Below are 12,463 nucleotides of genomic sequence, written 5' to 3'. Positions count from 1 at the left end.
AGGGGTTTTCAAGTTGGTGAGGTACATTATTTAATGTATACCTTATCCCTGAGTAATCATCCTTTTCTGGTCATCTAACTGTATCTGACAAACCAGCAATCTGCCGTAAAAGCTCTGAACCCGTTTTAACGGGTTTTAGCTTTAAGCCCGTAGACGCGGAGCGGCTTCTCGTAGAGTACTTTAGTTCCGGGCTATAATGCTAGGTCAAATCAGATACAGCACCGAGAGAAATTCTATGGTAAGCGTTCACTGCCAACAATAAACAGCTTGAGAAGACAGTACCCTTGACCTATGCAACAGGCAGACAGAACAGGACAGCCGTACTTGAAAAATTCTAACCTGAACTGCCAAAATGCCAGCAAACCCTTATAGAGGAGACAACTAGAATGCTAGAAGCCTATCGCCAACATGCAGCCGAACGCGCCGAACTCGGCATTCCCCCCCTACCCCTAGATGCCAAGCAAACCACAGAACTGTGTGAACTGCTGAAAAATCCGCCACCGGGGGAAAAAGAAACCCTCATGCACCTAATTCGCGATCGCGTTCCTCCGGGTGTTGACGAAGCCGCCTATATCAAAGCAGGCTTCCTCACCGCCATTGCCAAAGGAGAAATCACCAGCCCCCTAATCAGTCACCAAGGTGCCGTAGACCTATTAGGCACAATGGTAGGCGGTTACAACGTCCAATCCTTAGTCGATTTACTCAAATCCCCAGACAACCCCTTAGGGTATGAAGCCGCCGTGGAACTGAGTAAAATTACCTTGGTGTATGATGCCTTCAACGATGTCCTCGCCCTCTCAGAGGTCAATCCCTACGCCAAACAGGTGGCTGATGCTTGGGCAAATGGGGCATGGTTTATCCGCCGTCCCAAACTCCCCAAAGCCATCAACGTCACCGTCTTCAAGGTTCCCGGAGAAACCAACACCGATGATCTTTCTCCCGCTACCCACGCCACCACCCGCCCGGATATCCCCCTCCACGCCTTAGCCATGCTGGAATCCCTGATGCCGGATGCCTTAGAAACCATTGCCAAGCTCAAAGAAAAAGGCTATCCTGTGGCTTACGTTGGCGATGTTGTCGGTACAGGCTCCTCCCGTAAATCCGCGATTAACTCCGTACTTTGGCATATTGGCGAAGATATTCCCTGCGTTCCCAACAAACGCGCAGGCGGGTATATTTTAGGGAGTGCGATCGCGCCGATCTTCTTTAACACTGCCGAAGACTCCGGTGCATTACCCATCGAGTGCGATGTCACCAAGATGGAAACCGGAATGGTGATTACTATCCACCCTTATAAAGGCGAAATCACCAACGAAGCTGGCGAAGTCATTTCCACGTTTAAACTCAAACCCGAAACCATCCTGGATGAAGTCCGCGCAGGTGGGCGTATTCCTCTATTAATTGGGCGGAGTCTCACCGATAAAACCCGTGAAGCCCTGGGATTAGCCCCCAGTACCCTCTTCACTCGTCCCACCATGCCAGAGGATAGCGATAAAGGCTTTACCTTGGCACAGAAAATGGTGGGCAAAGCTTGCGGCTTACCCGGAGTGCGTCCCGGTATGTCTTGCGAACCTTTAATGACTACCGTTGGTTCCCAAGATACCACGGGTCCCATGACACGAGACGAACTCAAAGAACTCGCCTGTCTGGGATTCAGCGCTGATTTAGTCATGCAGAGTTTCTGTCATACCGCCGCCTATCCCAAACCCGTAGATATTACCACTCACAAAGAACTCCCCAACTTCTTCTCCACTCGTGGCGGTGTCGCTTTGCGTCCAGGGGATGGGATTATTCACTCCTGGTTAAACCGGATGTTATTACCCGATACGGTAGGCACAGGTGGCGACTCCCACACCCGTTTCCCCTTAGGCATTTCCTTCCCCGCTGGTTCCGGGTTGGTCGCATTTGCAGCAGCCTTAGGCGTAATGCCCTTAGATATGCCCGAATCCGTCTTAGTCCGGTTTACCGGTGAATTGCAACCCGGCGTCACCCTGCGGGATATTGTCAATGCGATTCCCTATGTGGCGATTCAACAAGGCAAATTAACCGTTGCTAAAGAGAACAAGAAAAACGTCTTCTCTGGACGGATTATGGAGATGGAAGGCTTACCGGATTTAAAAGTCGAACAAGCCTTTGAACTCACCGATGCGACGGCAGAACGGTCTTGTGCTGGTTCAACCATTAAACTAGGAAAAGAGACAATTTCCGAGTATCTGCGTTCCAACATTGTGCTCTTGACAAATATGGTAGCGCGAGGCTATCAAGATGCTCGTACCATTATGCGCCGTGTGGCTAAAATGGAGCAATGGTTGGCAAATCCGGAGTTAATGTCAGCGGATGCCAATGCCGAGTATGCGGATATTATCGAAGTCAATTTGAACGAAATCAAAGAACCGATTGTCGCCGCCCCGAATGACCCCGATAATGTTAAGTTAATGTCCGAATGTGCGGGCGACAAAATTGATGAGGTGTTCATTGGCTCGTGCATGACCAATATTGGACATTACCGGGCGGCTGCCAAAGTCTTAGAAGGTGCCGGAAAAGTAAAAGTTCGCCTCTGGATTTGTCCGCCTACCCGGATGGATGAAAAACAACTGCGGGAAGAAGGAATTTATGACACCTTTGCGGCAGCAGATGCACGGACAGAAATGCCAGGATGTTCGCTATGTATGGGCAACCAGGCGCGGGTAGAAGATCAGGCGACGGTTTTTTCGACATCAACTCGGAATTTCAACAATCGCATGGGCAAAGATGCGCGAGTTTATCTCGGTTCGGCGGAATTAGCTGCCGTTTGTGCGCTGTTGGGACGGATTCCCACAGTTGAGGAATATACGGCGATTGTGACGGAGAAATTGAATCCCTTTGCTGGTGATTTGTATCGCTATTTGAACTTCGATCAAATTGCTGGGTTTGAGGATGAAGGACGAGTGATTCCGTTGGAAGAAATGCCCAAGATTGAGGACATTTTGGGGATGCCAACGGCGGCGCGATAGGTAAAAACCTAACCCCCTAACCCCCTTCCCACCCCCCTCGTTCCCCCCTACAAGAGGGGGGAGGACAGCGGATGCTTCGCTTTTTTTGCACGGAAGGGGGAACAAGAGTTCCGGCATTCCGGCTCCCCTCTCCTTGTAGGAGAGGGGCTGGGGGAGAGGTCATTTAAAATGTAACGATAAAACCCTATCTTAATCCTTTATTATGAATAACCCCACTCCCTCGCCACCCCCCATACCCAAAAAGGTGTCAACACATAATATTGTTATCGGACAAAAAGTTACTTACCTAATTTACCCCCATTCCATACCTTACTTATTGTTAAGCTAGGGAAGAGAAGAGATAAAGGAGAACACTATGTCTAAGCAAGATTTAAGCAGCATAACCAATACACCGAGTACCGAAAGCGCATCCTCTAAAGAAAACACTCCCGTAAAGGACAATCACGTCTTAGCCAAGCTAATTCTTGAAATTCAGCAAACACCGGAAGACCATTTGCCGAATTTACTGCAAATCGTGCGCCTATTCCGTGAAAGCGTCACTATGAAGCCAGTGCGATCGCAGACTGGGGAAAAGGCAATGGACGAAATAAAAAATCCTGATCCTGTAAAGAAATCAGTACGGCAAATTGCGCTGAGTGAACTGCTGAGGCAATGGGAAGAAGAGGGAGATGAACAGGAGCAAACAGAAACGGCTGAAATTCTCCGTAAGGCACTAGAAGAAGATCCGGTATCTATCTAAACCATTCTATGAGCTTCAATAGTATTGTTAGATTCTCGATGTCAAATATGCAGAATTTTTTCTGGAAAAACCAATTGAATATCTGTCAAATAATCAGATTGAATACCAACTAGATCAAGTCAAAAAGAACTATCCTAAAAAATCATTGGGTGGGTCGGGAGTAGTAAGACGTCCAGAGCTTTCATTTTCGCCTGAAGATATTTCGAGATACAACGCAGGGTTTGAGAAATTTTACAAAGACTACGAACATTAATTAACTAGATTATCACATTACCAAAATAAGGAACGCAGAACGATTGAACTGCTTATTGAACTCGTAAACGAGGGGACTTGTCCAGCCGAGGATGTGAGTATATTTTTACACTTCCCCGCTCAGGTTAGGTTGTACGATAAAAATAAGCGTCCTAATATCCCAAGTCCACCAGAACCACCTCAAGAACCGAAGACGATTTTAGAAAATCTCAATAACAGTCCGTTGAATCGAAACCCACTAGAAATTCCAGTTGGATTGTTCAACAGGTCTACATACCCTAATGTTTCACTACCTGCGATTCAGAGTGGGAATGGCGACTTAGTTGAGTTTCAGGTCAAGAAACTCAAGCAAAGAATGCCAGAATCTATTGAGCCATTATATGTAGTTTTTGATTCCTATGAAGGAGCCTCATCCTTTAGCATAGACTATCGAATTAATGCAGCAAATGTGCCGAAGGAAGTGACAGGATATCTCGATGTTGTCATAAAAAAGTTTGAAGAAACCTAACCCCCTTCCCTCGTAGGGAAGGGGGAACAAGAGACTCCGGCTCCCCTCTCCTTGTAGGAGAGGGGTTGGGGGAGAGGTCATTCCCTGCGATCGCACTCTCATATCCAGAACATGCGATCGCCTCCCCTCATCCTCCAATAACCGCTTTTTGCGCCGTTGCAACAGACACAGATACCGTTTCTTCATCCGGTTGCGGGTCAAACACCACGACAAACGACGCATGAGGTATAAGTTGACGCAGACACCGCAAATGACCATCCGCATCAGACCGACTGCGGAACCGACCCACGATCGTTCGTTGCATATTCGGTAGGAGTTGAGCGATCGCCCAGGGAGTTAGCCGTTGTCGGTAAGTGATTTGATTGGAATTGTATGGCATAATTAGATAGTCCGTAAGGAACAAAGGAAAGGGCGTTAGTCAGTCTCTTGGTGGGGATGTACTAACGCTTTTTCTTTTATGATTAAATAGCAATACACAATATTTGTCAATTGTCAATACTTGACGCTAAGTTTTAACGCTACTTTAGTGGGAACATTCAGTCACTTATGAACCTGAGAGCCTTGAGAAAAAGCGCAGGGCTGATTATTCGTAATGTCGCTCGTGAACTAAAATGCTCCGAATCTTCAATCCGCAACTGGGAAAAGGGGAGAACAACACCAATGATGGAAGTTTGGCAAGTATTCCGCTTGCGTGACTTGTATCAATGCACCGAAGAAGAGTTAGTGCAGGCGGTCAAAGAGTCGATGCTAGAAGAAACACAGCCTTGATGTTTAGGAAGTGCGATCGCATCTTACCCTTCCCGCCTCTGGGATTGAGACAGGGTGTGTGTAATGAACTCTGGCTCACCTTACTTATTGTTAAGGTAGGGAAGAGAACAGATAAAGGAGAACAGTATGTCTGAGCCTGATTTAAATAATACGATTCTAGCCACTGAAATTGACTCAACAGAGGCTTTAGAACAGATAAGCACTCTCGTCGCCAAAATTCCTCAAGCATACTTACCCAAATTACTTCAGATGATTCGCCTGTTTCGGGAAATTGTGGTTGTGGAGCAAGAATCATCAGCTTATGCTAAGTTAATAGCTTTTAGTCAATTACCGCAAGAAGAACGAGTCAAAAGAAATCAAGCCGCGATCGCACTGCTAAATTCATGGGTAGAAGAGGGCGATGAACAGGAGCAAAAAGAAACTTGGGAAATTCTTGATCAAGCTCTCAATGAAAGCGGCGTTTCTATTTAAATTGTCTTGCCATGAGTCGATTCATAGTTTTGGACTGTTGACGCCCGTGACTGGCGGCTTATCATTTAACTTTATTTGGTAATCTGCATGAAGTTTAAAAGCGAAATGTTCCGCATGGGTATGTGGCAATACTTTGAAGCGATCCAGAAATTTGTTCTCAGTAAAATAGTGTTAGACGAAGCCTCACTATTTCAGTTACTATTAAATTGAAAATGCGGGTCACAATATCAGACTATCCCTGGATCACAACCAGTTTTTTAATGCCATTCAGCAATTTGTTGGCAATTCAGAGCCATAAGTAGGGCTTGCTGCAAAAGCCTCAAACCCTTACGAATGACGTAGCTTGCTTCTTGCTTGCGCGAGTATGACGAATGACGAATGACATAAACGAATGACGATTCCCGCCGTTAACTTTTATTGTCCCTACCTACCTAAACTTGTTCTAACATCGCTACAACACCGAAAATCAGAAATAATACGCCTCCTAATGCTGTTACCCATTTCTCAGAAATTCGTCCTGCAATTAACCGTCCACCAATTACTGCGATCGCGGTGCAAATCCCATGACCTAAAATTGCCCCCACAGTAACGCCAACAGGTTGATGGGCGGCGGCTAAAGCGATGGTGCTAATTTGAGTGCGATCGCCCCACTCCGCCAGAAAGGTCATGGTAAAAGCTTGCAGTAGAATCGCGAAATTGGCAGACTGTAACTTATCTTTCTTATTCTGTTTGGCGACTTCCACTGCTGCTTCCTTTGCGCCTGTATTTTCAGCTTGAGCGGGCATTTTACTGGCATCATACAATAGTTTGAAGCCAAATCCTAAAAATAAGGCAATTTCCCCATAACGGATATAATAGTCAGGCAGCAACGACACCACCTGTCCCAATAATACGGATAGTACCGTCATCGCTGCTAACGCCGCCAGAACTCCAAAAAATACCAGCCGCCGCGAATAACGCATGGATAAGATTACGCCAATAAAAAACGTCTTATCCCCTAACTCAGAAATCGTAATTAGTAATAATCCAGCGGTAAATGCAGTTAACATTTTTCAAGCTCCTTAACTAATTGCTGTTGATGGAGCTTGATGAGAAAAGGCAGACCCCACCAAGCTCACATCAACGTGTGAACTCAGTGAAAGTCTCGCTACCAAGGAACTAACTATTCAGCTCAGATTCTGTAGATTCAAATGACCTGAAGCTTCAATCCCTTGTCACCTGAACCAGGCTCATCACCAGTATGTTGATTCAGGTATCCTGGTAATGTTTGACCAGGAGCTACTCCCTTTCATTATTTTTTAATATAGCATAATTTATTTTTTTTATCGAGTAGTCTCAGAGATTCAATTCAGAAGCTATTTTCCATATCTATTCATTTTTTATTCATATTGATTTCATCTTTTAAAATAAGTAGTCTGACAAAATTCCTTAATATACCGTAGGGTGGGCATTGCCCACCAGTCAAAATCTCAGTGACCTTCTCTTAACTTTATCTTGTTATAATATAGAGTCTTCTCCATCATCCAGATTCCCGTTCCCCAGAGAGTAAATCGGTAGATAGAGCAATAGACGCATCGATTAGGACGTTCGGCACCGTTGTAGAGACGTTGCATGCAACGTCTCTACAATGGGCAAGCTGATCAATCAAGTTTTTCAATCGTAGAGATAGACACAGGCAACATCTGTCTATACCTGATCAGCTTGACTGATTTTTCAGTATCAGTTGTAGCAAATTTAGATTCAAAGTCCTGGACAATGATTCTGCAAAAACCAATTGACGAATCTTGCCGAAACCTGCAAGCTTGAAAAGAACTGGCAATGCGTCTATAAACAGTAGGGGATAGCTAACCGTTAATTAGGGAGCAGTCTAAAGAAAACCTAAAGCAGACGCGGGTACAGTTCATGTCAGATGGTCAGACGAATGCTACGTCAGAACGCTGACATTAGCTGATACATAGTACGCTCCCCTTGACGCTGTACCCAATAGCCTTCCCTGGCATACTCTGTACAACTTAACCAAAAGGAGAATTTTATGGCACCTATCAAAGTTGGCATTAATGGATTTGGTCGCATCGGACGCCTGGTTTTCCGGGCTGGACTAGAAAACCCCAATATCGAGTTTTGCTGCATTAACGATCTGGTTCCACCAGAGGGTATCGCCTATTTGTTAAAGTACGACTCCACCCATGGTCGGTTCAACGGTACGGTAGAAGCCAAACCCGACGCCATTGTGGTCAATGATAAGGTAATCCCCTGCGTCTCGATCAAGAATCCAGAGGAACTACCCTGGAGTAAATACGGCGTCGAGTATGTGGTTGAGTCCACCGGTCTATTTACCACCTATGACGGTGCATCCAAGCACCTCACCGCCGGGGCGAAGCGAGTCGTCATCTCGGCTCCCACCAAAGAAAAAGACCCGGAAAAAGTCCCCACTCTCTTGATGGGTGTGAATCATCAGAGCTACGATCCCAACAAGCATACCGTCGTATCCAACGCCAGTTGTACCACAAACTGCCTCGCTCCCGTTGCCAAAGTCATTCAAGACAACTTCGGTTTTGCAGAAGGTTTAATGACCACCGTTCACGCCATGACTGCTACCCAACCCACCGTAGACGGACCGAGTAAGAAAGACTTGCGGGCTGGACGCAGTGCGGCTCAAAACATTATCCCCGCCTCTACCGGTGCAGCCAAAGCCGTTACCTTGGTTCTACCTGAACTCAAAGGTAAACTTACCGGGATGGCATTCCGCGTACCCACGCCTGATGTTTCGGTGGTTGACCTCACCTTCCGTACTGATAAAGCCACCAGCTATCAAGAAATCTGTGACGCGATGAAGAAAGCCTCGGAAGGAGAACTCAAAGGGGTTCTGGGATATACAGATGACTCCGTGGTGTCCACAGACTTCACCACTGATCCCCGTTCTAGCATCTTTGACGCGGGGGCGGGTATGGAACTCAACTCCAACTTCTTCAAAGTCGTGGCTTGGTATGACAACGAGTGGGGCTATTCTAATCGCATGATTGACCTGATCCTGTCCATGGCAGCGAAAGGTTGACACTCTCCCTTTTAGAAAAATTGACACTCCCCCTTTACACAGACAGATCCCCGACTTCTTGGAGAAGTCGGGGATCTTGCTTAAGGCTGACAAGGGACAGTTGGTTGACAATCCCGAACCGAATTCCGTAAAATCGTATTTTTTTATTAGAGCTGTCGAAGACAACCAGGTTGGTTGTCTTTAAAATTTTTCTAGGCAGATCTTTTTAAGCCCGATCCAGATCAAGGATACAGTGATGACAGAACCTTTTGCGGATGTCTTTTGGTTGACCTCGGTAAATCGGCATCAATTATTATACGCTAATGCGGCAACTGAGCAGATGTGGGGTCACACCCCTGACCAATTATCCAGTCATCCGGGAGGGTATATGCCGTGTATCCTGGATGCGATCGATCACCGGGATCGAGAGCGAGTAGCGGCAGCTTGGATGCAACACCCCACCAGTGAAGTGCCACAAGAGTATCGGATTATCAAATCTGATCGCTCAATCCGATGGGTGCGATCGCGCTCTTTTCTCATCCCGAATCCCTGGGGAGAAAGCCAGACAGATGTTCCTCAAATCCTCCTCGCCACGATTACCGAAGATATTACCGAAGACAAACAGGTTAAGGACACACTCAATCAGCGAGAACTCGAATTTCGAGTTCTACTGGATCATTCTCCAGATATTGTGGCTCGGTTTGATCGCCATCTGCGTCATGTCTACGTCAACCCCGTCATTGAACAGGAAACCGGTATTCCCTATCAAGACTTTTTGGACAAAACCCACCGGGAATTAGGATTACCAGAAACTCTTATTTCCGTCTGGGAGGACTCCTTACAAACGGTGTTCCAAAAGGGTGAGGAAAATGAGAGTGAATTCACGTTCTTGACTCCCCATGGACAACGGTATTACCAATCGCGTCTGGTTCCCGAATTTGCCCCAGATGGTTCCGTTGAATTTGTCCTCAGCGTGTGCCGCGATATTACCGACATTCACCAGGCTCAACAAGCGGTGCGTGACAGTGAAGCGCGTTTCCGCACAGTATTTGAATTGGCACCCATTGGCATGGCGATCGCGAATACTCAAGGGCGGGTTATGCATACCAATCAGGCGCTGCAAGATATCCTCGGCTACAGGGCTGACCAATTATTAAATCAGTCGTTTCATCTGTTTATCCATCCCGATGATCTGACACAGTGCTATCAAGACTTACATAAACTGAGCATGGGGGAAATCACTCACCTAAACGCTGAAAAACGCTATATTCATAACCAAGGTCATGTAGTCTGGGTGCATGTGTCGGCGTCAGCCGTTCGTGGCGCGAATGGGTTATCTGAGTACACGATTGCTCTGATTCAAGATATTAGCGATCGCAAACAAGCGGAATTCCTGCTGCAACAGGCTCATCTCCATTTGGAACAACGGGTTAGCGAACGCACCGCCGAACTCGAACAAACGAATACTCGCCTCCAGCAAGAAATTACTCACAGTCAAACCATAGAAATACAATTACAACAAGCCAAGGAACAACTGCAAGCGGTTTTGGATGCAGTACCCGGTTGCGTCTCCTGGATGAGTCGCCAAGGACAATATCTGGGAGTTAATCAATTTTTGGCAGATATGTTCAACCTGTCACCGGAGGACTTTGTTGGTCAACCCCTCGGCTTTCTCAATAGTAATCCGACGTTTGTCAACTATATTGAACAGTTTCTCGCAAGTTCGGCTCAAACTGACCAAAAGATCCTGGAGATTAACATCAATGGTTCCCATCACTATCATCTAATTGCCGCTCAAAAATATCAGCAAGGAACCAATATTGTTTGTGTGGGCATTGATGTCACTCAGAGCCAAAAAGCCCAGCAAGCCTTGCAGGATCAAAAAGACTTCCTGCAAACTATTATTGATACCAATCCCAATATAATTTATGTCAAAGACCAAGATGGTCAGTATATTTTAGCCAATCGCATGTTTGCCGAACATCGGGGGATTCCTGTCGAGGAATTGCTGGGAAAAACAACAGCCCAACTCCATAATGATCCAGCAGATGTGGAACGCTTCATGGCTGAAGATCAAGAGATATTGACTACCTTACAGCCGAAGTTCATTCCGGAAGAGTTTTCCTGGGATCAAAACGGTAAAATTCGCTGGTATCAAACCATTAAAACTCCGTTGGTGGCTCCAGATGGACAGGTGACTCAAGTCCTCGGTGTGAGTACCGATATCACCGCCCGTAAACTGGCAGAGGATCTCTTACAACAAAGTGAAGCCCGCTTACGTCTTGCCCTCGATGCCGCACAAATGGCAAAGTGGGATTGGAATTTGCAAACCGGAATGATTACTTGGTCTTATCGCTTAGAACAACTCTATGGATTGGCATTTGATCGTCCAGAAATTCCCTACAAAACCTTTTTAGAAAAGGTTCACCCGGAAGACCAAGAACTGGTTAAGCAAAGTATGGAATGGGCGATTCAAACTGGGGAGGATTATGACCTTGAATATCGGATTATTTGGCCCGATCAGATTGTGCGCTGGATTCAAAGCAAAGGTCAAATTATTTATGACAAAACCGATCAGCCTATTTGGACAATTGGGCTGAACCTAGATGTGACAGAACGTAAGCTGGCTGAAGAACAGCTACGTCAGCGGGAAGAACAGTTGCGTTTAGCCCTAGATGCGGCGCGTATGGGATTCTGGGATAGAAACCTGGAGACGGAACAAATTACCTGTTCCTATCACCTACAACACCTGTATGGATTAGATGCCAAAACCACGCAGATTAGCTACAAAACATTTCTGGAAATGGTTCATCCTGAGGATCGCGATCGCGTTCACCAAGCGGATCGACGAGCGATTGATGAGCAGGAAGATTGCTATGATATTGAATTTCGGATTATCAGAACCGATGGTAACCTGCGTTGGGTGGAAAGCAAATCTCAGGTATTTTACGATGAAACGAATCAGCCTGTGCGGATGATGGGAATTAATCTGGATATCACGGAGCGCAAGCAGGCTGAAATCCAAATTCAAGCCTCTTTGCGGGAAAAAGAAGTCTTGCTCCAGGAAATTCACCATCGGGTTAAAAATAATTTGCAGGTGATTTCCAGTCTTTTGGATTTACAATCTCAGTACATTACCGATCCAACGACGGTGGAACTGTTTCAGGAAAGTCAGAATCGGGTTAAGTCAATGGCGTTGGTTCATGAGAAATTGTATCAGTCTCAAGATTTTGCCCGGATCAATTTTGCCGAGTACATTGAGAATTTGACCAGTTATTTGTTCCAAATCTATATTTTTGAATATAACCAAGTTAACTTAGAATTTCATATTCATGAGGTTGATTTAACAATTGATGCCGCTATTCCCTGTGGTTTGATTATTAGTGAATTAGTGTCTAATGCTCTAAAATATGCCTTTCCGAATGGTCAAGAAGGGACGATCGAGGTGATCCTGACCGCAGCATCTGAGGATCGATGTCACCTAACGGTCAAAGATAACGGCGTTGGATTTCCACCGGATATTGAATTTACCAATCCTAAGTCATTAGGCTTACAATTAATTAATGTTCTGACTGAACAATTGGAGGGCAATCTAAGTTTTAACATGGATAAGGGAACAGAAGTAAATATTAGTTTCCCAATCGAAAGTTTCAACTAAACTGTAAAGATGTGCTAGGGGACGCCTGTTTTAATCAGTG

At 45.9% G+C, this 12,463-nt stretch carries 10 protein-coding genes; 8 read left to right on the top strand and 2 right to left on the bottom strand.

The features are described 5' to 3' along the window. Positions 1-386: 386 nt before the first annotated feature. From acnB to RIB93_RS22685, 3 genes are all read left to right on the top strand, one after another. A complete protein-coding gene (gene acnB, locus RIB93_RS22695) occupies positions 387-2,993 on the top strand; it encodes a bifunctional aconitate hydratase 2/2-methylisocitrate dehydratase (protein WP_446375882.1) in 2,607 nt (868 codons plus the stop codon). 355 nt (positions 2,994-3,348) lie between these two features. Beyond that, the gene (locus tag RIB93_RS22690; protein ID WP_446375880.1) at positions 3,349-3,732 is read left to right on the top strand and encodes a hypothetical protein; all 384 of its coding nucleotides are present in this window, start codon (positions 3,349-3,351) and stop codon (positions 3,730-3,732) included. 346 nt (positions 3,733-4,078) lie between these two features. Next, positions 4,079-4,492 carry a hypothetical protein gene (locus RIB93_RS22685; protein ID WP_446375878.1) on the top strand — a complete coding sequence of 138 codons (414 nt, stop codon included), beginning with the start codon at positions 4,079-4,081 and terminating at the stop codon, positions 4,490-4,492. Between the two features lie 127 nt (positions 4,493-4,619). Here RIB93_RS22685 and RIB93_RS22680 read toward each other — a convergent pair whose 3' ends face one another. After that, positions 4,620-4,871 carry a hypothetical protein gene (locus tag RIB93_RS22680; RefSeq protein WP_446375876.1) on the bottom strand — a complete coding sequence of 84 codons (252 nt, stop codon included), beginning with the start codon at positions 4,869-4,871 and terminating at the stop codon, positions 4,620-4,622. 167 nt (positions 4,872-5,038) lie between these two features. Here RIB93_RS22680 and RIB93_RS22675 point away from each other — a divergent pair, with 167 nt between their 5' ends. The 3 genes from RIB93_RS22675 (at position 5,039) to RIB93_RS22665 (ending at position 5,941) form a co-directional block, all read left to right on the top strand. Continuing rightward, a complete protein-coding gene (locus RIB93_RS22675; RefSeq protein WP_446375874.1) occupies positions 5,039-5,260 on the top strand; it encodes a helix-turn-helix domain-containing protein in 222 nt (73 codons plus the stop codon). A 126-nt stretch (positions 5,261-5,386) separates the two neighbouring features. Next, positions 5,387-5,731, top strand: coding sequence for a hypothetical protein (locus RIB93_RS22670; protein WP_446375872.1), 345 nt, complete (start codon positions 5,387-5,389; stop codon positions 5,729-5,731). An 87-nt stretch (positions 5,732-5,818) separates the two neighbouring features. Further along, on the top strand, positions 5,819-5,941 hold the full coding sequence (locus RIB93_RS22665; protein WP_446375870.1) for a hypothetical protein: 123 nt from the start codon (positions 5,819-5,821) through the stop codon (positions 5,939-5,941). A gap of 221 nt (positions 5,942-6,162) precedes the next feature. Here the strand turns inward: RIB93_RS22665 and RIB93_RS22660 are convergent, their stop codons facing one another. Beyond that, positions 6,163-6,780: a TMEM165/GDT1 family protein gene (locus tag RIB93_RS22660; protein ID WP_446375868.1), complete on the bottom strand. Its 618-nt coding sequence runs from the start codon at positions 6,778-6,780 to the stop codon at positions 6,163-6,165. Between the two features lie 983 nt (positions 6,781-7,763). On the opposite strand from RIB93_RS22660, the gene gap reads away from it, so the two are divergent. Together gap and RIB93_RS22650 are read left to right on the top strand one after the other, a co-directional pair. Next, positions 7,764-8,786: a type I glyceraldehyde-3-phosphate dehydrogenase gene (gene gap / locus RIB93_RS22655; RefSeq protein ID WP_446375866.1), complete on the top strand. Its 1,023-nt coding sequence runs from the start codon at positions 7,764-7,766 to the stop codon at positions 8,784-8,786. Between the two features lie 235 nt (positions 8,787-9,021). Next, the gene (locus RIB93_RS22650; protein WP_446375864.1) at positions 9,022-12,423 is read left to right on the top strand and encodes a PAS domain S-box protein; all 3,402 of its coding nucleotides are present in this window, start codon (positions 9,022-9,024) and stop codon (positions 12,421-12,423) included. Positions 12,424-12,463: the final 40 nt, after the last annotated feature.

It is taken from the genome of Coleofasciculus sp. D1-CHI-01 (genome assembly GCF_040218875.1).
Taxonomy (GTDB): domain Bacteria; phylum Cyanobacteriota; class Cyanobacteriia; order Cyanobacteriales; family Coleofasciculaceae; genus Coleofasciculus.
Note: the sequence above shows the minus strand (reverse complement) of the source record. Positions and strands in the feature narration are given on the sequence as shown.